Source organism: Microbacterium sp. Leaf159 (genome assembly GCF_001423615.1).
Lineage (GTDB): Bacteria > Actinomycetota > Actinomycetes > Actinomycetales > Microbacteriaceae > Microbacterium.
Window position 1 is genome coordinate 1,382,213 of the sequence record NZ_LMOU01000001.1, and the last position, 25,700, is coordinate 1,407,912.

At 68.2% G+C, this 25,700-nt stretch carries 26 protein-coding genes; 12 read left to right on the top strand and 14 right to left on the bottom strand.

Annotation, left to right across the window (positions count from 1 at the left end; all coding sequences use genetic code 11):
- The first annotated feature begins 49 nt into the window (after nucleotides 1-49).
- From ASF80_RS06600 to ASF80_RS06645, 10 genes are read left to right on the top strand one after another with little or no spacing between them, the layout of a single operon-like run.
- A complete protein-coding gene (locus tag ASF80_RS06600) occupies nucleotides 50-2,077 on the top strand; it encodes a primary-amine oxidase (RefSeq protein ID WP_056309077.1) in 2,028 nt (675 codons plus the stop codon).
- A 37-nt stretch (nucleotides 2,078-2,114) separates the two neighbouring features.
- The gene (locus tag ASF80_RS06605) at nucleotides 2,115-3,725 is read left to right on the top strand and encodes an ABC transporter substrate-binding protein (protein ID WP_056309079.1); all 1,611 of its coding nucleotides are present in this window, start codon (nucleotides 2,115-2,117) and stop codon (nucleotides 3,723-3,725) included.
- A 1-nt stretch (nucleotide 3,726) separates the two neighbouring features.
- Complete coding sequence (locus ASF80_RS06610) at nucleotides 3,727-4,692, top strand: ABC transporter permease (RefSeq protein WP_056309081.1); 966 nt, start codon at nucleotides 3,727-3,729, stop codon at nucleotides 4,690-4,692.
- On the top strand, nucleotides 4,689-5,573 hold the full coding sequence (locus tag ASF80_RS06615) for an ABC transporter permease (protein ID WP_056309084.1): 885 nt from the start codon (nucleotides 4,689-4,691) through the stop codon (nucleotides 5,571-5,573). Before ASF80_RS06610 ends, ASF80_RS06615 begins: the two co-directional genes overlap by 4 nt.
- Nucleotides 5,570-6,565, top strand: coding sequence for an ABC transporter ATP-binding protein (locus ASF80_RS06620; RefSeq protein WP_056309086.1), 996 nt, complete (start codon nucleotides 5,570-5,572; stop codon nucleotides 6,563-6,565). Before ASF80_RS06615 ends, ASF80_RS06620 begins: the two co-directional genes overlap by 4 nt.
- Nucleotides 6,562-7,335, top strand: coding sequence for an ATP-binding cassette domain-containing protein (locus ASF80_RS06625; RefSeq protein WP_056309089.1), 774 nt, complete (start codon nucleotides 6,562-6,564; stop codon nucleotides 7,333-7,335). The genes ASF80_RS06620 and ASF80_RS06625 overlap by 4 nt, the downstream gene beginning before the upstream one ends.
- Entirely contained in the window at nucleotides 7,332-8,351 is a 1,020-nt protein-coding gene (locus ASF80_RS06630) for a P1 family peptidase (protein ID WP_235559902.1), read from the top strand. The genes ASF80_RS06625 and ASF80_RS06630 overlap by 4 nt, the downstream gene beginning before the upstream one ends.
- Nucleotides 8,321-8,998, top strand: coding sequence for an FMN-binding negative transcriptional regulator (locus ASF80_RS06635; RefSeq protein WP_056309093.1), 678 nt, complete (start codon nucleotides 8,321-8,323; stop codon nucleotides 8,996-8,998). Before ASF80_RS06630 ends, ASF80_RS06635 begins: the two co-directional genes overlap by 31 nt.
- Nucleotides 8,995-10,095 carry a C45 family autoproteolytic acyltransferase/hydolase gene (locus ASF80_RS06640; protein WP_056309096.1) on the top strand — a complete coding sequence of 367 codons (1,101 nt, stop codon included), beginning with the start codon at nucleotides 8,995-8,997 and terminating at the stop codon, nucleotides 10,093-10,095. The genes ASF80_RS06635 and ASF80_RS06640 overlap by 4 nt, the downstream gene beginning before the upstream one ends.
- A complete protein-coding gene (locus ASF80_RS06645; RefSeq protein ID WP_056309098.1) occupies nucleotides 10,092-10,631 on the top strand; it encodes a hypothetical protein in 540 nt (179 codons plus the stop codon). The genes ASF80_RS06640 and ASF80_RS06645 overlap by 4 nt, the downstream gene beginning before the upstream one ends.
- Before the next feature lie 29 nt (nucleotides 10,632-10,660).
- Here the strand turns inward: ASF80_RS06645 and purH are convergent, their stop codons facing one another.
- From purH to ASF80_RS06660, 3 genes are read right to left on the bottom strand one after another with little or no spacing between them, the layout of a single operon-like run.
- On the bottom strand, nucleotides 10,661-12,268 hold the full coding sequence (gene purH / locus ASF80_RS06650; protein ID WP_056309100.1) for a bifunctional phosphoribosylaminoimidazolecarboxamide formyltransferase/IMP cyclohydrolase: 1,608 nt from the start codon (nucleotides 12,266-12,268) through the stop codon (nucleotides 10,661-10,663).
- A gap of 40 nt (nucleotides 12,269-12,308) precedes the next feature.
- Nucleotides 12,309-12,896, bottom strand: a complete 588-nt coding sequence (purN, locus tag ASF80_RS06655) for a phosphoribosylglycinamide formyltransferase (protein WP_056309102.1) — start codon at nucleotides 12,894-12,896, stop codon at nucleotides 12,309-12,311.
- Nucleotides 12,897-12,939: 43 nt separating this feature from the next.
- Nucleotides 12,940-14,334, bottom strand: a complete 1,395-nt coding sequence (locus ASF80_RS06660) for a DUF6350 family protein (protein WP_056309104.1) — start codon at nucleotides 14,332-14,334, stop codon at nucleotides 12,940-12,942.
- 91 nt (nucleotides 14,335-14,425) lie between these two features.
- Here ASF80_RS06660 and ASF80_RS06665 point away from each other — a divergent pair, with 91 nt between their 5' ends.
- Nucleotides 14,426-15,844 (top strand): NCS2 family permease, encoded by a 1,419-nt coding sequence (locus ASF80_RS06665; protein ID WP_056309106.1) that lies wholly within the window; start codon nucleotides 14,426-14,428, stop codon nucleotides 15,842-15,844.
- A gap of 122 nt (nucleotides 15,845-15,966) precedes the next feature.
- Complete coding sequence (locus ASF80_RS06670) at nucleotides 15,967-16,884, top strand: homocysteine S-methyltransferase family protein (RefSeq protein WP_056309108.1); 918 nt, start codon at nucleotides 15,967-15,969, stop codon at nucleotides 16,882-16,884.
- 20 nt (nucleotides 16,885-16,904) lie between these two features.
- Here ASF80_RS06670 and ASF80_RS19015 read toward each other — a convergent pair whose 3' ends face one another.
- The 11 genes from ASF80_RS19015 to ASF80_RS06725 form a co-directional block, all read right to left on the bottom strand.
- Nucleotides 16,905-17,282, bottom strand: coding sequence for a DUF2510 domain-containing protein (locus ASF80_RS19015; RefSeq protein WP_162239114.1), 378 nt, complete (start codon nucleotides 17,280-17,282; stop codon nucleotides 16,905-16,907).
- Nucleotides 17,276-18,025, bottom strand: coding sequence for a hypothetical protein (locus tag ASF80_RS19020; protein WP_056309112.1), 750 nt, complete (start codon nucleotides 18,023-18,025; stop codon nucleotides 17,276-17,278). The genes ASF80_RS19015 and ASF80_RS19020 overlap by 7 nt, the downstream gene beginning before the upstream one ends.
- Nucleotides 18,025-18,336, bottom strand: coding sequence for a hypothetical protein (locus ASF80_RS06685; RefSeq protein ID WP_056309114.1), 312 nt, complete (start codon nucleotides 18,334-18,336; stop codon nucleotides 18,025-18,027). The genes ASF80_RS19020 and ASF80_RS06685 overlap by 1 nt, the downstream gene beginning before the upstream one ends.
- Nucleotides 18,329-18,883 (bottom strand): hypothetical protein, encoded by a 555-nt coding sequence (locus ASF80_RS06690; RefSeq protein ID WP_157520986.1) that lies wholly within the window; start codon nucleotides 18,881-18,883, stop codon nucleotides 18,329-18,331. The genes ASF80_RS06685 and ASF80_RS06690 overlap by 8 nt, the downstream gene beginning before the upstream one ends.
- Nucleotides 18,884-18,897: 14 nt before the next feature.
- Nucleotides 18,898-19,194, bottom strand: a complete 297-nt coding sequence (locus ASF80_RS06695; protein WP_056309118.1) for a WXG100 family type VII secretion target — start codon at nucleotides 19,192-19,194, stop codon at nucleotides 18,898-18,900.
- Between the two features lie 107 nt (nucleotides 19,195-19,301).
- Nucleotides 19,302-20,204 carry a succinate--CoA ligase subunit alpha gene (gene sucD / locus ASF80_RS06700; protein WP_056309120.1) on the bottom strand — a complete coding sequence of 301 codons (903 nt, stop codon included), beginning with the start codon at nucleotides 20,202-20,204 and terminating at the stop codon, nucleotides 19,302-19,304.
- A gap of 18 nt (nucleotides 20,205-20,222) precedes the next feature.
- Nucleotides 20,223-21,389 (bottom strand): ADP-forming succinate--CoA ligase subunit beta, encoded by a 1,167-nt coding sequence (gene sucC / locus ASF80_RS06705; protein ID WP_056309122.1) that lies wholly within the window; start codon nucleotides 21,387-21,389, stop codon nucleotides 20,223-20,225.
- A 139-nt stretch (nucleotides 21,390-21,528) separates the two neighbouring features.
- Nucleotides 21,529-22,635, bottom strand: coding sequence for a hypothetical protein (locus tag ASF80_RS19505; RefSeq protein WP_268776012.1), 1,107 nt, complete (start codon nucleotides 22,633-22,635; stop codon nucleotides 21,529-21,531).
- Nucleotides 22,636-22,870: 235 nt separating this feature from the next.
- The gene (locus ASF80_RS06715) at nucleotides 22,871-23,956 is read right to left on the bottom strand and encodes a S8 family peptidase (RefSeq protein WP_162239115.1); all 1,086 of its coding nucleotides are present in this window, start codon (nucleotides 23,954-23,956) and stop codon (nucleotides 22,871-22,873) included.
- A 125-nt stretch (nucleotides 23,957-24,081) separates the two neighbouring features.
- Nucleotides 24,082-24,501 carry a hypothetical protein gene (locus ASF80_RS06720; protein WP_056309128.1) on the bottom strand — a complete coding sequence of 140 codons (420 nt, stop codon included), beginning with the start codon at nucleotides 24,499-24,501 and terminating at the stop codon, nucleotides 24,082-24,084.
- Nucleotides 24,502-24,610: 109 nt separating this feature from the next.
- Nucleotides 24,611-25,700 (bottom strand): S8 family peptidase (locus ASF80_RS06725; protein WP_082488209.1); only part of this gene is annotated, 1,090 nt, incomplete at its 5' end.

Sequence of the window (25,700 nt, forward strand, 5' to 3'; positions counted from 1 at the left end):
AACGTTCCGGCACGCAGACGTTCCGGCACCGACTTCCGATGGAGACTCCATGAACTGCAGCTGTTCCTCGTCCGACCACGTCCAGCGCTCGCGCCGCCTCGGCGATGAGTCCGGTGCGCCGTACGCGACGCTCTCGGCGGACGAGCTGCAGCGCGCCGCAGAGATCCTCCGCACTGAAGGCGCACTCGGCGACGAGCACCGCATCGCCTACATCGGACTCGACGAGCCCGACCGTGCAGAGGTCACCGCCGGCCGATCCGTCCCCCGCCGCGCTCGCGTGCAGCTCCTCGACGTCGACAGCGGACGGGCTCGGGCGCTCTCGGTGGATCTCGGCTCCGGCACGCTCGTGAAGGACGTCGACATCGACCCCGAGATCGACGGCCAGGTGCCGCTGCTCCAGGAGGAGCACGCGATCATCCGCGAGCTCATCGGCGCCGACCCGCGCTGGGCCACCGCGCTCTCGGCTCGAGGAATCGACGACCCGAGCACCGTGGCGCTCGCCGGCCTGTCGGCGGGCCGCTACCCGATCGAGGGCGAGAGCGGTCGCCGGCTCGCACGCGTGCTCGGGCACCACCAGCCGACCCCGCAGACCATGCCCTGGGCGCACCCGATCGACGGTCTCGTCGCGTACGTCGATCTCGCGAGCCGAACCGTCGTCGACGTCATCGACACGGGGGTGATGCCGATCCCACAGGAGACCGCCGATTACCACGTGCCAGGAACCTTCGGCCCCGAGCGCACGACGCAGAAGCCGATCGTCATCACGCAGCCGGAAGGACCGAGCTTCTCGTTCGACGGCGACGTGATCTCGTGGGAGAAGTGGTCGCTGCGCATCGGCTACGACATGCGCGAGGGTCTCATCCTGCACGGCATCGGCTTCGAGGACGACGGGCGAGTGCGTCCGATCGTGCACCGCGCCTCGATCGCCGAGATGCTCGTGCCCTACGGAGACCCGGGCCCGGTGCGCTTCTGGCAGAACTACTTCGACACCGGCGAATACCAGCTCGGACGACTGGTGAACTCGCTCGAGCTCGGCTGCGACTGCGTCGGCGACATCACCTACCTCGACGTGCCGATCTCCGATGCACGCGGAGAGGTCAAGGTCCTGCCCAACGCGATCTGCATCCACGAGGAGGACGCCGGGGTGCTCTGGAAGCACACCGAGCAGTTCACCGGTTCGAGCGACGTTCGACGGCAGCGCCGCCTGGTCATCTCGTTCTTCGTCACCGTCGGCAACTACGACTACGGCTTCTACTGGTACCTCTATCTCGACGGCAAGATCGAGTTCGAGGCCAAGGCCACGGGCCTCGTCTTCACCGCCGCCTACGACGAGCGCACCAGCCGGTTCGCGAGCGAGCTGGCGCCGGGCCTTGCCGCCCCCTATCACCAGCACCTGTTCTGCGCCCGCCTCGACATGGCGGTCGACGACGGCCCTGCCGTGATCGACGAGATCGATGTCGGAGCCCTGCCGATCGACGACGACAACGTGCACGGCAGCGCGATCGGCTTCACGACCACCCGCCTGCACAGCGAGCAGGAAGGACGCCGTCGTGCCAACTCGACGGTCGATCGCACCTGGCGCGTGAGCAGCGCGACCGCGAAGAACCGTCTCGGCCGACCGACCTCCTATGTGCTGGCCCCTGAAGGCAAGCCCGTGCTGCTGGCGCAGCCCGAATCGGTGATCGCGTCGCGTGCACGGTTCGCGACGTCAGACCTGTGGGTCACCGCCTACGACCCTGACGAGCGCTACCCCGCCGGCGACGTCGTCAATCAGAGCGCGCCCGAGCAGGGACTTCCCGCGTTCGTCGCCGACGACGCCCCGCTCGACGGCGCCGACCTGGTGCTCTGGCATACGTTCGGCCTCACGCATTTCCCCCGCACCGAGGACTGGCCGATCATGCCCGTCGACACGTGCGGGTTCACCCTCAGACCCCACGACTTCTTCGACCGGAACCCGACCCTCGACGTCCCGGCCTCCCCCACCGCATGCGCCTGCGCTCACGAGGACACAGGCACTGCGCACTCCGAGCACCACCTGCATCACCTCTCTGTCCGCCCGTCGTCGCACCACGGCTGATCAGCCGTCGTCCGGCATCCCGAAGGGAAACACCGACATGCACACAGCAGCTCGCGCGGGGGTGGCGATGTCCGCCATCGCCGTCCTCGCACTCACCGGATGCGCCGCCGGCGCCTCACCAGACACAGAACCGACACAGGACGAAGCGGCACCCGGCTTCCTCGCCGTCGCCGACGACGCATTCGACGGCGGTGGCGACCTCGTCGTCCAGGTCGACTACGACACCGCAGAGGCCGGCGGTCTCGACCCGCAGGGTGCGGCGACCGCACGCTCGTGGATGCTGGAGGGGCTGTCGTACGAGACCCTCACCACGATCGATGAGAACCTCGACGTCGCACCGTCTCTCGCCACATCGTGGGAGACGCCGAGCGACACCGAGTACGTCTTCACACTCGCCGATGACGCGGTGTTCTCGAACGGCCGTGCCATGACGGCTGCCGATGTCGCGGGCAGTCTGCAGCGTCTCATCGACACCCCGACCACGTGGACGGGTCAGCTCGGCCCGATCGCCTCGATCGAGGAGACCGGCGATCTCGAGGTCACGGTCACCCTGTCTGAGCCCTACGCACCGTTCCTCGCCGCGCTGGCGAACACCCCCGCCGCCGTCCTGCCGATGGCCGAGATCGAGGCGGGCGAGATCGACATCACGACCGAGATGGTCGGCACCGGCCCCCTGGTCGCGACCGCGCACCGACAGGATGAGGAGTGGACGTTCGAGCCGAACGAACACCACCCCGACGCCGCGTCGCTGGGCTTCTCGACGCTGACGATCGACATCGTCGGCGATGAGGCCACCAGGGCCGCAGCCCTCCGCGACGGATCGGCCGACTTCGCGGTGCTCAACTCCATCGACTCGGCGGAGCTCCTCGCGAACGCGCAGGAGGTCAGCGTCGTCGGACAGAAGAACACCGACTTCCACTACCTGATGATCAACTCCCTCACGGGCGATGAGGCGCTGCAGGATGAGGACGTGCGCTTCGCCATCAACAGCGCGATCGATCGTGATGCGATCAACGAGCTCGCATTCGGCGGCTCGACCGCGGCCACCGGCGTCACCCCCGCCGGTCTTCCCGACTCGTGCCTCGCCGCCGACCTCCCCTCGGCCGCACACGACGTCGCCGCGGCGAAAGCCGTGATCGACGAGGTCGGCGGCCTCGAACTCGACCTCGTCGTGTACACCGACGAGCCGGTGCTCGCCCAGATCGCGCAGGTCATGCAACAGAACCTCGCCGAGATCGGCGTGACCGTCGACATCCAGCAGGTCGACTACGCCACCTACTCCGATCAGGTGTACGGCGACCCCGCGACCTTCGACCTCGCGCTGAGCTGGTTCGCCGGCTACGCAGACCCTGCGATGGTCACGACCTGGTGGAACCCCGAGGTCGCCGGCTTCTCGGCCGTCTTCATGAAGGGTTCCGACGAACTCGACGGGCTGATCGCCGACGGATACTCGACCGAGCCGGGGGCCGACCGGGCCGCCGTGTTCGAGAACCTCTGCGCCGTCGCCGACGAGCAGAGCGAGATGGTGCCGCTGGTGCTGCGTCCGTCCACGATCGGATGGAACACCGAGTCGCTGTCGCCGACGCTCAGCAGCGACGAGGGCTACGGCAACTTCCTGCGGTACATCACCCAGTTCCGCGCCAGCTGACATGGCCGTCGCTCTGTGGTCGCTCCGGCGCATCGGCGCCGCACTGGTGACGCTCGTCGTCGTCTCGGTGCTGATCTTCGCGTCCGTCCGTCTCATGCCGGGCGACTACATCGACCTCGTCCTGGGTCCGCTCGCCACCGAGGCGCAGCGGGCCCAGGCGGTGGCCGAGTCCGGGCTCGACGACCCGGTGGTCGCGCAGTACTTCCACTGGCTGTTCGGCGTTCTCACCGGTGACCTCGGCTACTCGTTCGTCTCGAACGTGTCGGTCACCGACGAGTTCGCCGCACGCCTTCCCGTCACCGCGACGATCGCACTGCTGACGATCGTCGTCACCCTGCTCGTCGGCATCCCGCTCGGCTTCTTCGCCGCCCTGCGATCGGAGGGTTCGGCCGGTGCCGTCGGCCGGATCGTCAGTGCGCTCGGCATCAGCATCCCCGAGTTCCTGCTCGCGGGCGTCGTGGTCTTCGCCGTCTCGACCCTCGGGCTCGGCGTCTCGGTCGGCCGGTTCGCGCCGTTCGCCGTCGACCCTGCGCGCTTCTTCGGGGCGCTCGTGCTGCCGGTCACGGTCCTCGCCGTCGGTTGTGTCGCCGTCGTCGCGAGGAACACCAGGGATGCCGTCATGAACGTCCTCGTCGAACCGCATGTGCAGGCTGCCGTGGCACGAGGCGAGACCCCCTGGTTCATCATCCGTCACCACGTGCTCCGCAACGCGGCAGCCCCCATCCTGACGATCGTCGGCGCCCTGATCGCCGTCCTCCTCGGCGGCACCGTGATCGTCGAGTTCGTGTTCAACATCCCGGGCATGGGCTCGTACCTGCAGACGGCTCTCGGGCGGCGCGACTACGCGATCGTCCAGAGCGCGGTGCTGCTCGCCGCCATCGTGTTCATCGTCGCGAGCCTGCTCGTCGACCTCATCGCCAACGCGCTGGACCCCCGTCTGCGCCTGACCGGAGGGAGCCGCCGATGACCATCGCCCCCACAGCCACGCACCGCGTCCGCGCGGCGGGCGACGCGACGCGCGGCGCCTGGCGTCGCAGCGATGCCGTGCTGCGCACCGCGATCGTCGTGCTCGGTCTCGTCGTCGTGATCACCGTGATCGCCGTGCTCACCGGCCTCGCCGGGTCGACGACCGCGACGGTCGGCGGCAGGCTCGAGGGCCCGTCGGCGCTCGCGCCGTTCGGCACCGACAACCTCGGACGCTCGCTCCTCCCCCGCCTCTTCCAGGGCACGGCGACCACCCTCGTCGTGTCGATCGTCGCCGTGGTCTGCTCTGCGGTGGTCAGCACCGTGCTCGGAATGCTCGCCGGCTACTACGGCGGGGCGGTGAACGAGGCGGTTATGCGCGTCGCCGACGTGCTCTACGCGTTCCCCGCTCTCGTGCTCGCCATCCTCGTCTCCGCCCTCCTCGGGCCCGGCCGGCCGGCGGCGATCATCAGCATCGTCGTCATCACCATCCCTCTCATGACCCGCGTGGTGCGCATCGCGACCCGGGCCGTGGCCGAGCGGGACTTCATCGTGTCCGCTCGCATCAGCGGAGTCCGGACCCCGGTGATCTTCGTCCGCCGGCTGCTGCCGAACATCGCAGGGACCATCGCGGTACAGGCGAGCTACGCGCTCTCCGTCGCGATCCTCGTCGAGGGAGGACTGAGCTTCCTCGGCTTCGGCGTGCAGGCTCCTGAGGCATCCCTCGGCCTTCTCATCCAACAGGGGATGCTGTACATGACCCAGGCCCCCCAGCTCGTGATCGTCCCCGGTGCCGTGCTGGTGGTCTCGATCCTGTGCATCAACATCATCGGCGACGGCCTCCGTGACCGATTCGAACCGCGAGAGACGAGGTCCCTCCGATGACCGCCGTACGCATCAGCGATCTGGCACTGGAGTTCACGGGCACCACCACTGTCAGGGCCCTCGACGGGGTCGACCTCGACGTCGCCGACGGCAGTTCGGTCGCGATCGTGGGTGAGTCGGGATCCGGCAAGTCGACGCTCGCCTCCGTCATCGGCCGCCTGCAGCCGCGATCGGCGAAGATCGTCAGCGGCCTGATCGAGGTCGACGGGATCGACGTGCTCGGTCTCGACGACGACGCGCTGCGCGGCTACCGACGCGACACCCTCGCCTACATCGCGCAGGATCCGATCGGCTCGCTCGATCCGACGATGCGCATCGGCGCCCAACTGAAGCTCGTGCTCAGCGCGGTCGGCGACGACGGATCTCCCCGCCGCCAGGTCGAGCTGCTGGAGGGCATGCAGATCGCCGATCCCGCGCGCGTCATCCGGCTCTTCCCCCATCAGATCTCGGGCGGGATGGCCCAGCGTGTGGCCATCGCGATGGCGATGTGCCGCCGCCCCCGGCTGCTGATCGCCGATGAGCCGACCGCGGCGCTCGACAGCCAGGTGCGCGAAGAGGTCATCCGGCTGCTGTTCGCCCAGGCGAAGGAGCAGGGCACGACCATCCTCTGGCTCAGCCATGACCTGCCGGCAGTCGCGCGCTGGTGCGACGAGGTCGCCGTCATGTATGCGGGCAGGGTCGTCGAACGCGGTCCGGCATCCGCGGTGCTCGGCACTCCGGTTCACCCGTACGCCCGAGCGCTCGCGGCGACGGATCCCTCGCGTGCGAAGCGCGGAGAGCGACTCTCGAGCATCCCCGGCTCCCCGCCGGTGCTGCACGGCGAGGCGGAGGGCTGCGCCTTCGCCGCACGCTGCGCTCACCGGATCGATGCGTGCGAGATCGTCAGGCCCGAGCCCGTGTCGCCTCGGCACAGCCTCTGCATCCGCACCGAAGATCTCGTGCTGGCGGATCGGCGCGCAGGACTCAGCCCCGAAGAGGAGGTGTCGGCATGAGTGCGTCCTCCGCGACCCCCACCGTAGAACTCGACGACGTCAGCGTCGCCTTCACATCGGGCTTCGGCGCGAGCAGGCGAGAGGTCAGAGCGATGTCCGGTGTCTCGTTCTCGGTGGCGCCGGGTGAGACGCTGGGCCTTGTCGGCGAGTCAGGCTCGGGCAAGACGACGACAGGGACCGTGGTGCTCGGACTGCAGCACCCCGACTCCGGGGCTGTGCGTTTCCAAGGAGCGCCGCTCGCCCGGAGCCTGCGATCCCGCGCCGGGCGGATGCAGGCGGTCCTGCAGCATCCTCGATGGGCGCTCGACCCGCGCTCGACCGTGCTGTCATCGGTGCTCGAGCCCGTGCTGGTGCACGAGCGTCGCACCCAGGCGACTGAGGAGCGCGCCCTGGCGATGCTCGAGAGCGTCGGCCTTCCGGCCTCGTTCGCCGCTCGCCGGCCCCACCAGCTCTCGGGAGGACAGCTGCAGCGCGTGAGCGTGGCGCGTGCGCTCGTGACCCACCCCGCCTTCATCGTCTTCGACGAGGCCGTCAGCGCGCTCGACGTCTCGGTGCAGGCGCAGATCCTCAACCTCATCCAGGATCTGCAGGCGGAGCACGGCTTCGCCGCCCTGTTCATCTCGCACGATCTGGCGGCCGTCCGCTACATCTCCCATCACGTGGCGGTGATGCGCGCCGGCGAGATCGTCGAGCACGCCCCGACCGAGGTCTTCTACGACCTGCCCAGCCATCCCTATTCGCGTCAACTGTTCCAGGAGCTCTCATCGTGACCGACACCCACCGTCTCGCCCCCGTCCTCGCCGCAGGGCCGCGCCGATCCAACGGCGACTACGCTCTCTCTCCCGTGCACGGCACCGATCGCGGGCAGGTCGAGTACGACTTCCCCGGCGTGCTCCTCGGAACGGCCGAGTACGCGGAAGGACCGACCGGAGCGACGGTGCTGTCGATCCCGGCCGGTGCTCGGACGTTCACCGACCGCCGCGGAGGTGCCGTCGGCGCCAGCGGCCTGTACGGATACAACCACGCCATCTGCCTCGCCGGGGGCTCGGTGTACGGCCTCTCCGCCGTGGCGGGCGTGTCGGAGGCGCTGTTCGAGCGCGCCGAGCACCGCTCCGGTTTCGACCAGCTGCAGCTCGTGTCGGGCGCCATCATCTACGACTACTCGGTGCGCGAGAACTCCGTCTTCCCCGACACCGCGCTCGGCAAGGCCGCCCTGCAGGCCGCACGTCAGGGCGTCGTCGAAGTCGGCCGCGTCGGCGGCGGAGCCTCGGCATCATCCGGAAAGGTCGACCCCGCCCGAGTGGAGTTCACCGGCCAGGGAGTCGCGTTCCGCCAGGTGGGTGATGTGAAGGTCCTCGTCGTGACGGTGCTCAACCCCTACGGAGTGATCCTCGATCGCTCGGGCAGGATCATCCGCGGCAACTACGACGCGAGCACCGGTGAGCGCCGGCACCCGGCGCTGGACTACGAAGAGGCGATCGGGGAGTCCCGACTGGTCGACTCGATGTCGGGCAACACGACGATCACCGCGGTCGTGACGAACGTGCAGCTCACCGACACCGAGCTCAAGCAGTTCGGCCTGCAGGTGCACAGCTCGATGCACCGCGGCATCCAGCCCTTCCACACCCCGCTCGACGGTGACACGCTCTTCGCGCTGACGACCGACGAGGTCGCGCTGCCCGAGAATCCCAGCACGTCCCGGGGCCGGCTCTCGCTGAACTCCACCGCCGTCGCCACCCTCGCGGGCGAGACGGCGTGGGACGCGATCCTCTGCGCGGCGGGCTGACCGTGTACGAGTTCGAGAAGTACCTCGCCCCCTCACAGCACGAGGTCAACGAGCTGGTCCGCCGGCACCCGTTCGCGCTCATCGTGACGAACGGCGGCGGCGCGGCCGGCGCACCCACGGTCACGCACACCCCGGTGATCATCGAGCGGATGGCGACGGACGGCGGCTTCGTCGGCGGAGAGCTGCTCGGCCACATCGCACGCAAGAACCCGCAGTGGCAGCAGATCACCGACGGCGACTCGGTGCTGCTGGTGTTCTCCGGCCCCCACGACTACGTGTCGCCGACGACCTACGCCGACGACCCCAACGTGCCGACGTGGGACTACGCGGCCGTGCACCTGACGGCCAGGGTGACAGTGCTCGAGGAGGCGAGCGACGGCATGCATGTCGTCACGCGAACCGTCGAGGAGCTCGAGAGCCTCGAGCAGACGGCGTGGGACATGCAGAGCTCGCTGCCCACGTTCGAGCGCATCGTCGGGGGGATCGTGTCGTTCCGGTTCGAGATCATCGAGCAGCGCGCGGTCTTCAAGGTCAGTCAGGACAAGCCCCTCGAGGTGCGCGAGCGCGTCGCCGCCGCATCCCGTGCCCGCGGCTGCCCCTATGGTGACGTCGCCGAACTCGTCGAGCGCATCGGAGGAGACCGGTGATCGTCCACGAGTGGTCTGCGGAGGCAGGCGAGCCGCAGGAGGAAGGACGCCGGTTCGGTGCCCGCTGGTCGCCTCAGCTGGCCGCTGCCCGCGACTCGTACCTGAGACTCTTCGCGCAATCCGGTGTTCCCGCCGAGCGCGCACGAGCGGTCGCCGACGAGTGCCGGGCGATGACCGAGACCCACGCCGCCGAGATCGCCGACGAGTTCGTCGGGATCGCCGAGGGCAGCGGCCTGTCGCTGACCGACGTGCATCTGCTGACCGCTCGCACCGAGATCCTGGCGCGCATGACGCCGTCGATGGAGTGCTCGACAGTCGTGTACGTGCCCGATGACGCGAGTGCACCCCGCACTCTGCAGACCTGGGACTGGCACGAGACGCTGTCGAACGAGACCGTGGTGCGGCGCCTGCGATCCGCATCCGGAGCCGGTGTCGTGACCTTCTGCGAGTTCGGGCAGCCGGCGAAGATCGGCGTGAACGACAGAGGCCTCGGACTCCACTTCAACATCCTCCATCACCGATCAGACGGATCGCAGGCCGGTGTGCCGGTGCACGTGCTCGCCCGCATGATCCTCGACCGTGCGTCGACGGTCGCCGACGCGGTCGAGATCGCCCGGAGCGTCCCGCTCGCAGCGTCCAGCGTCCTGACCATCGCGGCCTTCGACGGCCAGGCGGCCGAGGCCGCAGCCGTCGAGGTCTCCCCCGCGGGGGTCGCGGTGCTGCCTGTTCCGCGCGGCCGCACCTTGGCCCACACGAATCACTTCCTCGACGAGACCCTCGCCGCCGGTGAGTACTCGCCGTACGAGACCACGAGCGTGCCTCGATACCGGTGTCTGACGGATGCCGCGGATCTCGCTCGGATCGTGGATGATCGCGAACGGGCCCTCGCGTTCGGAGCCATCCCCGACGCACCGATCTCGGTGCGCGCGCGGCCCGATCAGCCGGAGCACCTCCGCTGGGAGACGAAGCTCACGGTCGCTCTCGACGTCGCGACGGGGGCTCTGTCCTTCGCCGCTGCGGCGCCGGCCGATGTCGTCGAGGCCGAGTGGCGTCGTGTGGGCATCCTGAGCGACGTGCGTCCCGCGTCCATCCGATGAACGACCTCCTGCACCTCGGCGCCTTGGCACTGGCGACGATCGGTGCGGGGTCGTTGATCGGCATGCGGCGTGGAGTCGGCGCGCCCGAGATCGCGGCGGCCGTGCTCATGCTGGCGGGCATGGGCGATGCCATGACGGTCGCGCTGCTGCCACCCGTCGTGTGGTTCGCCGTGATGCTCCCCGCCGCGATCGTTCTCGCGATCCGCTGCCGGGTGCCGGCTGTGCTCGGAGACCGGAGCGCGCGGGAAGGCGGCACGCTGTCGGCCCACCTGGCACTCGGACTCGTCTCGACGGTCGCGCTGATTCTGCTGATGGCGGCGATTCCCGGGACCGACGTCTCCGACGCGGCCGTCTCTTCCACGCACTCGCACGGTGGGGGCGCAGGGATGCCGCAGGTGCTCGGCGTGGCTCTCGGACTCGGAGCGATCCTGCTCTCGACGATCGCACTGCGCTCGGAGCGGTCCTGGCTCCACCGAGTGCATCACACCACGATGGCGGCATCGACGGTAGCGATGTCCGCCATCGTGGTGTTCTGAGCGCCGGCCGTCATCGACGGCCGGACGACTCAGTGGAAGAAGTGACGCTCTCCGGTGAAGAACATCGTGACGCCGGCCTTGCGCGCAGCGTCCACGACCTCTTCATCGCGCACCGATCCGCCGGGCTGCACGATGGCCGTGACGCCCGCATCGATCAGCACCTGGGCGCCGTCGGCGAACGGGAAGAACGCGTCGGACGATGCGACGGAGCCTGCGGCCCGGTCACCTGCACGCTCGACCGCGAGGCGGCACGAGTCGACGCGGTTGACCTGGCCCATGCCGACGCCGACCGTGGCGTTGTCCTTCGCGAGGACGATCGCGTTCGACTTCACGGCACGGCAGGCCTTCCACGCGAAGATGAGGTTCTCCATCTCCTCGTCGGTCGGACGCTCACCCGAGACGAGCTCCCAGTTCTTCGCGACCGAGACGATGTCGTCGGGGAACCGGTCGGCATCCTGCAGCAGCAGGCCGCCCGAGACCAGGCGCACGTCCATGCGCTCCTGCTGCCAGTCCTCGGGCAGCTGCAGCAGACGCAGGTTCTTCTTCGCCTTGAAGACCTCGAGGGCTGCCGGCTCGAACGACGGCGCGACGATCACCTCGGTGAAGATGTCCTTCAGGTTCTCGGCCATCTTGAGCGTCACGGTGCCGTTCGCGGCGATCACTCCGCCGTATGCCGACACCGGGTCGCACTCGTGGGCGCGGATGTGCGCGCTCGCGATCGGGTCGAGGGCGTTGGGAGCGGTGGTCGCGATGCCGCAGGGGTTCGCGTGCTTGATGATCGCGACGGCGGGCTTGACCATGTCGTAGGCGGCGCGCAGCGCGGCATCCGCATCGACGTAGTTGTTGTACGACATCTCCTTGCCCTGCAGCTGCGTCGCCTGAGCGATGCCATGGCCGCCGACACGGGTGTAGATCGCGCCGCGCTGGTGCGAGTTCTCGCCGTAGCGCAGCGTGTTGAGAAGCTCGGCCTGGATCGTCAGGTGGGTGGGCAGGTCCTCCCCCTCACCGAGCGTGCCCTCCGCGAACCAGGAGGCCACCGCGGTGTCGTACGCGGCCGTGTGCGCGAACGCGCGCGCTGCGAGCTCGCGGCGCTGGGTGAGCGTGGTGCCGCCGTTCTCGATGGCGCTGATGATGCCGCCGTACGACTGCGGCGAGACGACGATCGCGACGTTCGCGTGGTTCTTGGCCGCAGCGCGCACCATGGCGGGGCCGCCGATGTCGATCTGCTCGACGACGTCGTCACCCTCGGCGCCCGAGGCGACCGTCTCGACGAACGGATAGAGGTTCACGACGACGAGCTCGAACGGAGCGATGTCGAGGTCGGCGAGCTGGCGCTCATGGTCCTCGAGGCGAAGGTCGGCGAGCAGACCGCCGTGGATCTTCGGGTGCAGCGTCTTCACGCGGCCGTCGAGCATCTCGGCGACACCGGTGACGGCCGCGACGTCGGTCACCTCGAACCCGGCCTCGCGGATGGTCGACGCGGTCGAGCCGGTCGAGACGATCTGCACGCCCGCCTCCGACAGGGACTTGGCGAGCACGAGCAGATCGGTCTTGTCGCTGACCGAGACGAGTGCGCGGCGCACCGGGACGGTGTCGCGATCGCGGTACAGCGAGTGGTCGTGGCGGGGGCCGGCCATGATGGGCTCCTTCGTGCGAGGGTGGCGTGCGTGGTTCGGTTCAGGTTGCGGAGGACAGCGAGAGCTCACCGGTCGCGATGCGGCGCACCACGTCGATGAGCAGTCGGCGTTCGACGGGCTTGATGCGCTCGTGCAGGGTGTGCTCGGTATCGCCGTCGAGGACCGGCACCCGCTCCTGCGCCAGGATCGGCCCGGTGTCGACGCCGTCGTCGACGACGATCACGCTGGCGCCCGTCTCGGAGACCCCTGCGGCGAGCGCGTCGCGCACGCCGTGAGCTCCGGGGAACTCCGGCAGGTACGCGGGATGCGTGTTGATCAGGCGCGGCGCGAGGCTCGCGACCAGTGATGCCGGCAGCAGTCGCATCAGGCCGCTGAGCACGACGAGGTCGGCGTTCCAGACGGCGAGCTGACGTCCGAGCTCTTCACCCCACGCGTCGCGGGATTCGTGCTCATGCCACGGAACCGTGAAGCTCGGGATGCCGAACTCCTCGGCGTGAGCGAGTCCGTCGGCTTCGCGATCGGCACCGACGACCACCACCCGCGCAGGAAAATCGGGGTGACGAGCGGCCTCGAGGAGGGCGCGAAGGTTCGAGCCGGTGCCCGAGATGAGAACGGCGACCGTGAGCACGCGCCCAGTCTACCGGGGCCGCGGTGACGCCCCGACCCGTGTGTCAGCGCAGCGGATCGTCGGGGTCGCGCTTCGGCAGCCGGAAGCCGCCGTCGTCGCCGAGCGGTGCGGTCTCGAATGCGGAGGGCGCCCCCGGCCACGTCGTCGCGGCGGGCACACGCTGCGTCGAGTCGTCGATGGCGAGGTCGGATGCGGTCATCTCGGCGACCCATCGATCGGTGCGCTCTTCGGCGAGCTCGTCGCGGTGTCGCGGCGAGAGCAACAGGATCGCCGCACCGAGCAGCACCTCACCGCCCAGTGCGAGAGCGAACGGCAGCACGGCGGGTCCCGCTTCGGCGAGCCGCCCCGGTCCCATCGACCCACCCGCCAGCAGGGCCGCCAGCGCGGCGACCACGGCCGTCAGCACCCCGATGCCGCCGGCGATCGCCGCCCGCGGTCCGGTGCCGAGAGGGGTGCCCTCCCACACGAGGCGGGACCGCACGGCCCATCCGGCGAAGGCTCCGGCGCCGATCGGGAGGAGGATCACGATCAGCATCCACATCGAGGTGCTCTCGGGCAGCAGCCCGAGCACCGGGATGCCCGGCACGACCCCGAGCTGCGTGCCGGCGGGAGACACGGCGGTGCCGACACCCACCGCGAACCCCGGCCCGGCGAGCCAGGATGCCGCCCAGACGATGATCGTCGGCAGATACGCGAGGTGTCCGAGCGTGATGACTCCCGCCCCGAGGGCATCGACACGCGCGGCCTGGAACAGCGCGACGACCTCGCCGCCGCGGGTCAGCGTCATGAGGGCCACCGCGAGAGCGGAGACGGCGGTCACTCCGACGAGGGCGAAGGCCGCTCCGCGCACCGCAGCGCTCGGCACGGGGCCCCAGTCGCCCCAGGAGTCGACCACGTCGTGCACCCGATCGAGGAACCCGCCGTCGCCGTCCTCCCACGCGATGCGCACGGCGCCGCAGACCGCGCCCACGAGGTAGACGGCGGTCGGCAGGAGGATCGCCGGCACCAGAGCGGTCTGGGCCACCGAGAGGTTCGATGTCAGCGCCACGCCGGTCGCGATGACGCCGAAGGTCAGCGCACCCGAGAGTGCGCCGAGGAGCCACGCACCCGCGCGCGCCGCACGCGCCCCTGACCGTGCCGCGAACAGCAGAGTGAAGACCAGGAAGGCGAGCGGGGTGACCGAGAGCGTGAAAGCGGCGGCGTCCGGAGCGATGCCCGTCGCACGCAGGACGTCGGCTGTGACGTCGATGTCCAGGGGCACGCCGTGGCCGAACTGCCACAGCGTCCCGGTGAGCGGCCAGAGTGCGCCCCAATCGGCCGTGACGCCGAACGCGAGCGTCCAGAGCAGAGTGAGCGGCGCCAGCAGAACCACGAGACCGACCGCCGCGGCGATTGCGGCATCGAAGGCGGCGAGGAGCGCGACGAGGAGGCGTTGCATATCGAATCGAGACTACGACGAGAACCCTGTCGTCGCCTGGGGGCGCGCGCGACTCGGGCGACACGATATCGTCTCCATCGGAGGTTTCCCGATGACAACTGCCCCATCCCCCACCCCGTCCAAGGCCGAACCCACGAACGCCCTGGACCGCTTCTTCGAGATCAGCAAGCGCGGATCCACGATCGGCACCGAGATCCGAGGGGGTCTGGTGACCTTCGTCACGATGGCCTACATCGTGATCCTCAACCCGATCATCCTGTCGACGCCCGACGTCGACGGCAACACCCTCGCCGGCACCGCCGTGGCCGCCGCCACCGCTCTGACCGCCGGTGTGATGACGATCCTGTTCGGTCTGATCACCCGTCTGCCGTTCGCCTTCGCCGCAGGCCTCGGCATCAACGCGTTCATCGCGTTCTCGGTGGTCGGCACGGTGACCTGGCCCGAGGCCATGGCCCTCGTGATGATCAACGGTGTGATCATCGTCCTCCTCGCGGCCACCGGTCTGCGGAAGATGATCTTCGACGCGGTCCCCGTGCAGCTCAAGCTCGCGATCACCGTCGGAATCGGTCTGTTCATCGCCTTCATCGGCTTCGTGAACGCCGGCTTCGTCACCGCCACCGGCAACGCGTCGCCGCCGGTTGACCTCGGCATCGGCGGCTCTGTCGCGTCGATCCCGACCCTGCTCTTCGTGATCACGCTTTTGCTCGGCGGAGTGCTCACCGCGCTGCGCGTGAAGGGCGCGATCCTCATCGCCCTCGTCGGCGGAACGGTGCTCGGCGCGCTCGCCAACCTGATCTGGCCGTTCGGTCTCGACTTCGGCTTCACCGGCGCGATCGTCGGCCTTCCCGACCTCAGCCTCGTCGGTCAGGTCGACTTCGGCTTCGACCTGCAGAAGGTCAGCATCGTCGCCCTCGTGATGTTCGTCTTCACCCTGCTGTTCTCGAACTTCTTCGACGCGATGGGCACCATGACGGGCCTCGCGAAGGAGGCCGACCTGGCCGACGAGAAGGGCGACTTCCCCCGGATCAAGTCCGCTCTGGTCGTCGAGGGCATCGGCGCGATCGCCGGAGGTGGCACCTCGTCGTCGTCGGCCACCGTGTTCGTCGAGTCCGGCGCCGGCATCGGCGAAGGTGCGCGCACCGGTTTCGCCACGGTCATCACGGGTGCGATGTTCCTCGTCGCGATGTTCTTCACGCCGCTCACCTCGCTCGTGCCCGGTGCGGTCGCGGCCGCCGCTCTCGTGCTGGTCGGTGCGCTCATGCTCGCCCAGATCAAGAACATCGATCTGAGCGACTTCCGGGTGCTGCTGCCGGTGTTCCTCACCGCGACCGTGATGCCGATGACCTACTCGATCGCGAACGGCATCGGCGCGGGCTTCATCAGCTGGATCGTCGTGAACGCGTTCTCCGGCCGGGCCAAGTCCATCCACCCGCTGCTGTGGGCGGTCGGTGTCGGCTTCGTGATCTTCTTCGCCCGCGGGCCGATCGAAGCACTGTTCGGCGTCGCCTGAACGACGACCGAACGACGGAGGGGCGGATGCGAATCGCATCCGCCCCTCCGTCGTGTGCGGGACCCGTGGCGCCGCCCCTCGCGCAGTGCTAGACCGGAAGCATCCGAGGAGAGCAGGCACCGATGTCCGCACCCACCGTTCCCGTCCGACACGTCACCGACGGCGGCCTGGAGACCGATCTGATCTTCCACCACGGCATCGATCTTCCCGACTTCGCCGCTTTCGTGCTGCTCGACGACGACGATGGCCGCCGGACGCTGAGGGAGTACTACCTCGGCTATGTCGAGATCGCACGGGCGCATCACGCCGCGCTGCGCCTCGAGACGCCCACCTGGCGAGCGAGCGCCGACTGGGGTGCTCGGCTCGGGTACGACGCCGACGCGCTGCGCCGGGTCAACGTCGATGCGGTGAGACTGCTCCAGCAGATCGCCGCCGAGTCCGGTCTGGCCGCAGTGCGGATCGTGGGGATGCTCGGCCCTCGAGGCGACGGCTACCGTTCGGGAGCGTGGGACCCGGTCACCGGGCCTGACGACGCCTATCGCTATCACCGTGACCAGATCCGCGCACTCGCCGGCGCAGGCGTGGATCTGATCGCGGCCTACACGCTCACGGACGCTGCCGAGGCGCGCGGCATCGTTCGCGCGGCGCGCGAGGCCGGCGTGGACGTCGAGATCTCGTTCACCGTCGAGACCGACGGGCTGCTCGCATCGGGTCGCACCCTCGCCGAGACGGTCGCCGAGGTCGATGCGGCAGGGGCCCCGGACGGTTTCTTCCTCAACTGCGCGTACCCCGACCACTTCGACCGTGCTCTGGATGCCGAGACGGCTCGGCGGATCATCGGCATCCGCCCCAATGCGTCCCGCCTCTCACACGCAGAGCTCGACGAGTCCGAGACCCTCGACGATGGCGACCCCGTCGAACTCGCCGAGCGCGTGACCGCACTCCTCGAGCGGATGCCGTCGGTGCGGGTCATCGGAGGATGCTGCGGAACCGACTCACGGCACGTCGCGGCGATCTGGGAGCGACTCGCCCCGCAGTGATCACCTCGCCTGGTGCGTCCTCAACCGATCGGGTGCAGCCCGAATGGCGGCGGCGCGTCCGGGGCGAGGAGCCGACGGTATCGCGAGAGCCGCGACTCGAAGACGATGCTGACCACGATGAACGGCAGCGGCGCGAGGAACCAGATGAGACCGTAGCCGCCTGTCAGGCTCATGACCACGGTCACGGCCACCCACAGGCCGGCCAGAATCCAGAAGGCGGTGGCGAACAGGCGACCCCGGCGCAGGAACGTCGCGCCCGTCTGGCGTGAGTCCGTGCCCGACGACGAGCGAACCACGAGGTCATCGGTCCATCCGACGCCGTTCCACCATCGGAGGATCGAGGGGGTCAGCGAGATCGCGTACCAGCCCACGGAAGGGGTCAGGGAGGGGATCACCATGCGAACCGCGAGTTCGGCCACTCGGTGATCTCTGCTCCGCTCAGAACGCCCGTCAGAGTGTCGGCTCGTGACTGTGACGCCGGCGAGGTGAGCAGCATGCCGATCGCCGACACGATGACGCCGATGACACCGATCACGAGTCCCACGATCGCTCCGACGCCGGTCACACCCGTCGCCAGCGTGACAGCGACACCCGCGACCGAGACGCAGTATCCGATGGTCGCGAGAAGATTCTCGGAGTACCAGGAGTCCTGTGACGAGGCGCTGTCTCGCAGCACGCGGATGAGCGCATCGATCGGCGCGACGAGGTCGGACACCTGGTCGCGCTGCTCGTAGAAGGCCTCCGAGTAACGGTCGACGATGGGCGAATCCCATGCGGCGTCCTTCAGTCCGTCCATCTCCGAGATGTCGGCGTCGTCCTCGAGGCCCGAGAATGCGGCACGGACGCCGGCCTCGAGACGGGTCGCCTCTTCGCGCAGCTGTGTCGGCATCCCCCACTTCGCGACCTCGTCACGCATGAAGTTCACCGACTCGCGGAGGACCGTGAGCTGGATCGTCACCGTGGTGAGTGCGGCTTCGTATGCAGCATCCTTCGCCCAGTCCGGGTAGGGAACGCCCATGAACTCAAGCCGATCGGCCGCATCGCGAAGCACTCCGGGCAGGATCCGCTCGAGGTCCGCGATGCCGGAGAGTGTGTCATCGAGGACGCGGATGATCTCGCGTCCGAGGGCTTCGGGGTGCATCAGGACCCCGCTCTCTCGACGATGGCCTCGGTCTGCGCCTCGGCCTCCTCGTACGCGGAGGCGACTTCGTCGAGCCGATCCGCGATCGCCTGCATCGCCCTGGACCCGGCGCTCACCTCTCGGCGGAGATGCCCCAGTTTGGCGACGTAGTCGGCACGCACCTGCTCGAAGCCGGGCTGGTCAGAGAAGGCCCAGGGATCGAGAGTCGACGCGAGGCCGCCGTCTTCCGCCGTGAGCCTTGACGACCAGTCCGTCCATCTGGCCACGTCAGAACGCAGCGCGCTGACATCGACCGCGAATCCGTCACCCATCAGCGTCCTCCCTGTCGAATGCCGCGTTCACCCGCGACTTCACCGCTGCTTCCATCTCGTCCAGAGTCGCCGTCGCATACCATCCCGCATCGAAGTGGACGGCGTCGAGACGACCGAGCCGCATACTGACGGCCACGTCCGGAGCAGGATAGGTCCGGACGTCCCCGAAGAGGTCAGCGATGTGCAGGTCCTTCGCGATCTGCACGGGGCTCTGACCTTCGCGATACCGGCTCAGCATCTCCGGTGTGCCCTCGACGGCGGCTGACCGCGGAATCCGGTCGATCGCGGTCTGGATGGCGTGGGTGACCGAGGCTGCGAGTTCGAAGACACCGGGAGCTGTCAGCCCCGATGCGATGCGGATAGTCGAGATTCTGGAGCCGTCGGCTGACGAGACTTCGACTGTCGCCGTGCTCACCTGCGACAGCCCCTTGATCACCTGACTCTCGATGTCCGCCATGGCAGCGCGATAGTCGACGATCGAATCCGTGTAGCGACGCTGCAGGGCGTCGAGTCGCTCACGTCTCTCCGACGCGTTCGCATCCCCCACCGACGGCCCCTCGCTCATTCAGCCCCGCAGAGGTCTCGGAGCCGCTGCTCCGTGGATGTGTAGATCTCCAGGACGTCCCCCAACGCGGAGATCATCCGTTCGAGCTCCTGTCGACGCACCTCGCCGTCCTCTGCCCACGACTGCTGAGCGATCCGGAACGCCTCGGCGGCGTCGCCCTCCCACAGCTGAAGCAGATACTGCGACTCCGTGTCGAACGTCTGGAGCGACAGGTTCAGATCGGAGAGGTCCGTGATGAGGCCGTCGATCGCAAGCTGAATACCGTCGAAGTCGACCTCGATTGTCCCCGCCACGTGATCGACGGTAGCAGATCGTCCATCGTATGGATCAAATCAATCCTGCCCGGGCATGAAAGAAGGCCCCGGAGTGGAGTCCAGGGCCTTCTCTTCAATCATAGCGCTTAGAGCGACTCGACGATCTCACGCATCAGAGCAGCGGTCTCGGACGGCGTCTTGCCGACCTTGACGCCGGCGGCCTCGAGGGCCTCCTTCTTCGCCTGAGCGGTACCGGCCGAGCCGGAGACGATCGCACCGGCGTGACCCATGGTCTTGCCCTCGGGGGCCGTGAAGCCCGCGACGTAGCCGACGACCGGCTTGGTGACGTGCGCCTTGATGTAGTCGGCTGCACGCTCTTCAGCGTCACCACCGATCTCACCGATCATCACGATCGCCTTGGTCTCGGGGTCGGCCTCGAATGCGGCGAGCGCGTCGATGTGCGTCGTGCCGATGACGGGGTCGCCGCCGATGCCGATGGCGGTCGAGAAGCCCAAGTCGCGCAGCTCGAACATCATCTGGTACGTCAGGGTGCCCGACTTCGACACGAGGCCGATCGGGCCCTTGCCGGTGATGTTCGCCGGAGTGATGCCGACGAGCGCCTCACCGGGGGTGATGATGCCGGGGCAGTTCGGTCCGATGATGCGGGTCGTGTTGCCCTTGCTCTGCGCGTAGGCCCACGCCTCGGCCGAGTCGCCCACGGGGACGCCCTCGGTGATGACGACGAGCAGCGGGATCTCGGCGTCGATGGCTTCGATCATCGCGTCCTTCGTGAACGCACCAGGCACGAAGGCGATCGACACGTCTGCGCCGGTCTCCTTCATCGCCTCGGCGACCGAGGCGAAGACGGGGAGCTCGACGGCGTTGCCGTCCTTGTCGGTGTGCGAGACCGTGGTGCCGGCCTTGCGGGCATTCACGCCACCGACGACCTGGGTGCCGGCCTTCAGCATGAGTGCCGTGTGCTTGGTGCCCTCGCCGCCGGTGATGCCCTGGACGATGACCTTGGAGTCCTTGTTGAGGTAGATCGACATTTCTCTAGTCCTTGTGTCTCAGGCGTTTGCGAGCTCGGCGGCCTTGTCGGCGCCCTCGTCCATGGTGCTGGCGAGCGTGACGAGCGGGTGCGCGTACTCGGCGAGGATCGCACGACCCTCGTCGACGCGGTTGCCGTCGAGGCGCACGACGAGCGGCTTGGATGCCGCGCTGCCGAGGGTCTCGAGAGCGCCCTTGATTCCGTTGGCGACGGCGTCGCACGCCGTGATGCCGCCGAAGACGTTGACGAACACGCTCTTGACCTGCGGGTCGCCGAGGATGACGTCGAGGCCTGCGGCCATGACCTCAGCCGAGGCGCCGCCGCCGATGTCGAGGAAGTTGGCGGGCTTGACGCCGTTGTGGTTCTCACCGGCGTAGGCCACGACGTCGAGCGTCGACATGACGAGTCCTGCACCGTTGCCGATGATTCCGACCTCGCCGTCGAGCTTGACGTAGTTCAGGCCGCTCTTCTTGGCCTTGGCCTCGAGCGGGTCGGCTGCGTCCTTGTCTTCGAGCGCCTCGTGCTCCGGGTGACGGATCTCGGAGGCGTTGTCGTCGAGCGTGACCTTGCCGTCGAGGGCGATGATGTCGCCCTCTTCGGTGCGGACCAGCGGGTTGACCTCGACGAGAGTCGCGTCTTCGCCCTTGTAGACGTCGAAGAGCTTGACGAAGACGTCGGAGACCTTCTCGATCAGGTCTTCGGGGAAGTTCGCGGCGCGAGCGATCTCGACCGCCTTCTGCTTGTCGATGCCCGTCAGCGGGTTGACCTCGACGCGCGCGAGCGCCTCGGGACGCTCGACCGCGAGCTCTTCGATCTCCATGCCGCCCTCGACCGAGCAGAGGCTCAGGTACGAACGGTTGGCGCGATCGAGCAGCACGGAGAAGTAGAACTCCTCGGCGATGCGCGCACCCTGCGCGACCATGACGCGCTTGACGATGTGGCCCTTGATGTCGAGACCGAGAATCGCCTTCGCGGCCTCGTATGCCTCTTCGGGGGTCTTCGCGACCTTGACGCCGCCGGCCTTGCCGCGACCACCGGTCTTGACCTGGGCCTTGACGACGACGACGCCGCCGATCTTCTCAGCGGCTGCCTTCACCTCCTCAGGGGTGTCGGCGACGATGCCGGCGAGGACCGGCACTCCGTACTTCTCGAAAACGTCTCGTGCCTGGTACTCGTACAGATCCACTGTGGTTCCTTCACTGGGCTGCTGTCTGGTAATTCTCTCGATGTCGAGACATCGACCAGTCGCCCAGCCTACTACCTCGAACTGAACGCTCCCGGCGGCCCAAGGGCCGCCGGGAGCGCATATCGGTATGGAGACGGGGTCAGCCGAGCGTGTCGCGACTGCCCGCCTGGGCGGATCGCGACCGGGGCCCGACTTCCTCGTCGTCTTCGAGCTTGGGGGCGATCGGGCCACCGAGACCGGAGCGGTCGCGCCGCTTCTCGTCGTCTCCGGCTGCTCCGCCCATCATGCCCGGCGCCATCGAGCGGCCACCTGCACCTGCCGTCGTTCCCCCGGCAGCGCCGGTCGCCGAGCCGGATGCCGAGCCTGCTGCTCCGAGACCGCCGGGACCGGTCGCACCGCCCATGCCGAGCAGTCCGCGTCCGGCCGTGGCTGCACCTGCACCGGCACCGCTTCCGCCACCGCCGAACAGACCTGCGCCGCCCGCGCCATTGAGCGACGCCGAGCGTGCACCCATGAGCGCCGCGGCGCCTGCGCCGCCCACGACCGCCGCGCCGAGCGTGCCCGAACCGCCGGATCCGCCGGCGAGCAGGCCTCCACCGCCTCCGCCGCCACCAATGCCGGGGTATCCGGGCAGTGTGCCGCCGTTCGGCGAGTCGACGCTGGGGTCGGAGCCGCCGTTACCGCCCGAACCACCGTTGTCACCGTTGTCCCAGCCGTTGTCCCCGATGGTGCCGGTGTTGCCGCCACCCGAGCCGCCGTTGCCACCGTTGACCCAGCCGCCGTCGCCGCCCCCACCGGGAACCCATGTGCCGACCTGTGGCGGAGCCACGCTGCCGACGCCGGTTCCGCCCGGCGACGTGCCGGGACCGCCGGAGGGTCCGTTGCTGCCGACGGGAGGGACGCGCGAGTCGATGCCCTCAACGTCGATCACGGGGAGCGGGACGGATGTCGTGTCGACATTGTTGCTCGTCTGTTGGCCGAAGTTCTGCGTGGCCTGACCCGTGAGAGTGGATCGGATGGTCTTAAGTTCGTTCATCGCCGCGGTCTCGCGCTCTGCGGCGAGCCGAGCCTCCTCTTGCGCCACCAGCTCGCCGGTGTCGAGCGCGCCCCAGCCGTCCGTGATGCCCGACAAGTTGCGCCCTGCATCCGCGAGGAAACCATCGGCAGATGCCGAGGGCAGGCGTCCGAGGCTATCGGCGGCAGCCTCCGATGCGACTGATGTGGTCGCCTGGAGATTCGTCCGCATATCCGCCAGCGCAGTTGCGATCTTGGCGGCGTTTTCCTCCATGCGGTCGAGAAGCTGCTGTGCATTACCGACTGAGTCTCCGCTCCAGCCGGGAATTTCCCGGACTGCCTTGATCGCTTGACGAAGCTCGTTCACCGCCGCTTCACGAGCGCTCGACGCGGGATCGGAGAACGACGGCATGGTTATGAGCGCTCGGAGCTCGTCCTCGAACATCGTCGGCGTGCAAATATTCGGGTTATACATTGTCGTGCCCTCCACTCTTCCTTCGACTAATCATGATCACGATCACGACAGCGATCGCCACGAGCACTCCCCCGGCGATGGCCCATGGTACGACGCCTGACACGCGTTCCTCGCTCGGGTCCGGCGCCCCAGTCGAGAGCGGGTCGGTCTCGGCGAAAACCTCGTCGAACGTCGGTACTTGCCCGTCAGTGAACAGAGGATTCTCGTCAGGATACTGGGAGGGATCCTCTTCGATCACGCGTGTCGCGTTCACCGTCCCGTGTCCGAACGTGTTGGACCACTGCAGCTCATGCGGAGCAGACCCCGTGTTGCGAATCAAGGACTGCAGGAGCTGTGACGCGGTCGCGTCCGGCCATTTCTCCTTCGCGAGCGCGAGGAGCCCAGCGACGATAGGCGTTGCCGCTGAGTTGCCGGACCATGCGGACATCCCCCACGTTCGATCCCACCCCACACCAGCAACGTCGACCCCCGGGGCCACGACATCGACGTCGTCGTTCGTCATGGGTGAGCCGTCCTGTGCTTTGGCCGCCTGTGCGGTGGCGTCCACGGAGGCCACGTTCACGACGCCGTTGATCTTCCCGAGCTCTCCTTCCCACGTCGAGTCCGCGTTGGGGAGACTCGCCACCACAACGACGCCGGCTCGCAGCGCGGCGGCCACTCCGTCGGCGGATTTCTGCGAGAGCTCTTCGACCAGTCGCCCGTTGCCGCCAGACATAGTGACGATGTCGGCTCCCTGAGCGACGGCGTCAGCCAGAGCTGCGGGGAACGGATTCCCCTCGCAGCCCTCCTGCAGCGAGCCGTAGTAGAGGATGCGGACGCCGGGGGCCAGCCCTACGGGACCTACGCCGCTGTCGGAAGTGCCGTTACCGACGATCAGCGATGTCACCGACGTGCCGTGCTGGAGTGCTTCGAAGTCCGATGCCGCCGCCGCGAGTGGATCGGGGCAGGCGTCGAGCTGCCGCACTTCCAGATCGACGCCCTGAAGATTCGCGATCTCCGGGTTGAGCGCGCCGTCGAAGACCGCGATCGTCACGCCGTCTCCGGTGATACCTGAGTCGTGGATCGCGGGGATTCTCATTGCATCGAGATACCAGAGAGGTCCCGCCGAGGAGAAATCCTGCGCGGAAGCCGCACTCGGGATCAGTGCTCCGCTGGCCAAGAACCCGATGGCGATGAATGCCGCAGCCCACCGTCGAATCGGCATCAGAAGCCGTTCACCTCGGTACCGTCGTCCTCGCTATCCGTGGGGGCAGCGGCGCTGGCGCTGTCCGACGCCGGAGCACCGCTCTGCAACTGAGCCGTCTGAGTGAGCGATGGATCGTCCACGACCTGCGCGATCTGGGACAGCGTCGATGAAAGGCTGTCCTCCGATTCCTGCTTCTGATCGACGACCGCTCGAAGCGCGTCACGAAACGCCGCGGTGTCCACAGCGAGTTCAGCGATCATCGTCTCCAAGGCTGCCGCATACTGCGCAGCGGAGTCGAGGTAAGTCGCTGTCGTGTTCGTCCGTAGCCCTTCGATCTCCGTACCGCGCGACCCCACTCCGGCCGCTTCGATGCTCTTGACGAGCGTGTGGATGTTCTCGAGCATCTGCTCGAAGTCAGCACCGATCTGCGCTGCCATGATCTTCCCCTCCGTCAGGGACGCTAGCGTCCCACCCTCCGACGACCCATGATAGACGACGTCATCGACGGTGCACAGAACTCGTTGGCGACACCGAAGTGTTCTTCTCCTAACTTTCTGCATCGGCAACATCTCCGCGTCTTCTGCGGATGACGACGATGAGGATCACCGCAACGACGACCACGACCGCCCCGCCACCTGCGAGCGTCCACGGCAGCCCTCCTGGCCCGGCGTTGGCCTGCGCACCCGGCGCCTCGGACTCAGACGGCTCCGGCGTCGAATAGACCTCGTCAAGCGTGGGCGCTTGGCCATCTTTAAACAAGGGATTCTCATCCGGATACTGCGCCGGGTCCTCCTCGAGCAGCCTCGTCGCGTTCACCACACCGTGGCCGAGTCTGCTCGACCACTGCAACTCGTGCGGCTCCGAGCCGGTATTCCGGATCAGTGACTGCAGCAACTGCGAGGCGGTCGCGTCGGGCCATTTCTCCTTCGCGAGCGCGAGCAGCCCTGCAACGATCGGAGTCGCGGCGGAGTTCCCCGACCAGGTCGACATACCCCAGCTGCCGTCCCACCCCAGGCCCGCCACGTCGACGCCAGGCGCCACGACGTCGACATCCTCGTTCCGCATGTCGGATCCCCCGTAGTCCTTGGCCGGCTCAGCTTGGGCATCCACCGAGGCGACATTGACCACGCCGTTCATCGTCATCAATTCGAAGTCGGTTGCGGTGCCGCGGTTGGGAAGCCCGGCTACGACCAGCACTCCGTCTCTGAGAGCTGCGCTCACACTGTCGACAGTCTCTTGCGAGAACTCGTCCGTGAGACGGCCATATCCGCCCGACACCGTCACGATATCCGCTCCCTGATCGACTGCGTCGTCCAGGGCCGCCGCCACGCTGTTCACGTCGCATGCGTCCTGCAACACCCCGTAGTAGAGGATGCGCGCACCCGGAGCGATCCCTACCGGCCCCGCGCCGATCTCGGACGTTCCGTTCCCGACGACCAACGACGTCACTGACGTGCCGTGGCTGCTGGCCTCGAAGACTTCCGCGCCGAGGCCCGGGTCTGGGCACCCGTCGAGATGCCGCCCCTCAATGTCAGCGCCACGGAGTGTGGGGACGTCCGGGTTGAGCGCGCCGTCGAGCACCGCGATCGTCACGCCCTCCCCCGTGATCCCCGCGTCGTGGATCGCCTGAATCTTC

Excerpts from the sequence above, each read along its gene's own strand:
- ASF80_RS06685 (WP_056309114.1), bottom strand. The coding sequence starts at position 18,336 with ATGGGTGACGGATTCGCGGTCGATGTCAGCGCGCTGCGTTCTGACGTG.
- ASF80_RS19020 (WP_056309112.1), bottom strand. The coding sequence starts at position 18,025 with ATGCACCCCGAAGCCCTCGGACGCGAGATCATCCGCGTCCTCGATGAC.
- ASF80_RS06625 (WP_056309089.1), top strand. The coding sequence starts at position 6,562 with ATGAGTGCGTCCTCCGCGACCCCCACCGTAGAACTCGACGACGTCAGC.
- ASF80_RS06715 (WP_162239115.1), bottom strand. The coding sequence starts at position 23,956 with ATGAGAATCCCCGCGATCCACGACTCAGGTATCACCGGAGACGGCGTG.
- ASF80_RS06660 (WP_056309104.1), bottom strand. The coding sequence starts at position 14,334 with ATGCAACGCCTCCTCGTCGCGCTCCTCGCCGCCTTCGATGCCGCAATC.
- ASF80_RS06620 (WP_056309086.1), top strand. The coding sequence starts at position 5,570 with ATGACCGCCGTACGCATCAGCGATCTGGCACTGGAGTTCACGGGCACC.
- ASF80_RS06665 (WP_056309106.1), top strand. The coding sequence starts at position 14,426 with ATGACAACTGCCCCATCCCCCACCCCGTCCAAGGCCGAACCCACGAAC.
- ASF80_RS06645 (WP_056309098.1), top strand. The coding sequence starts at position 10,092 with ATGAACGACCTCCTGCACCTCGGCGCCTTGGCACTGGCGACGATCGGT.
- ASF80_RS19505 (WP_268776012.1), bottom strand. The coding sequence starts at position 22,635 with ATGCGGACGAATCTCCAGGCGACCACATCAGTCGCATCGGAGGCTGCC.
- ASF80_RS06720 (WP_056309128.1), bottom strand. The coding sequence starts at position 24,501 with ATGGCAGCGCAGATCGGTGCTGACTTCGAGCAGATGCTCGAGAACATC.
- sucD (WP_056309120.1), bottom strand. The coding sequence starts at position 20,204 with ATGTCGATCTACCTCAACAAGGACTCCAAGGTCATCGTCCAGGGCATC.
- ASF80_RS06670 (WP_056309108.1), top strand. The coding sequence starts at position 15,967 with ATGTCCGCACCCACCGTTCCCGTCCGACACGTCACCGACGGCGGCCTG.
- ASF80_RS06605 (WP_056309079.1), top strand. The coding sequence starts at position 2,115 with ATGCACACAGCAGCTCGCGCGGGGGTGGCGATGTCCGCCATCGCCGTC.
- ASF80_RS19015 (WP_162239114.1), bottom strand. The coding sequence starts at position 17,282 with ATGGTGATCCCCTCCCTGACCCCTTCCGTGGGCTGGTACGCGATCTCG.
- purH (WP_056309100.1), bottom strand. The coding sequence starts at position 12,268 with ATGGCCGGCCCCCGCCACGACCACTCGCTGTACCGCGATCGCGACACC.
- ASF80_RS06610 (WP_056309081.1), top strand. The coding sequence starts at position 3,727 with ATGGCCGTCGCTCTGTGGTCGCTCCGGCGCATCGGCGCCGCACTGGTG.
- ASF80_RS06600 (WP_056309077.1), top strand. The coding sequence starts at position 50 with ATGAACTGCAGCTGTTCCTCGTCCGACCACGTCCAGCGCTCGCGCCGC.
- ASF80_RS06615 (WP_056309084.1), top strand. The coding sequence starts at position 4,689 with ATGACCATCGCCCCCACAGCCACGCACCGCGTCCGCGCGGCGGGCGAC.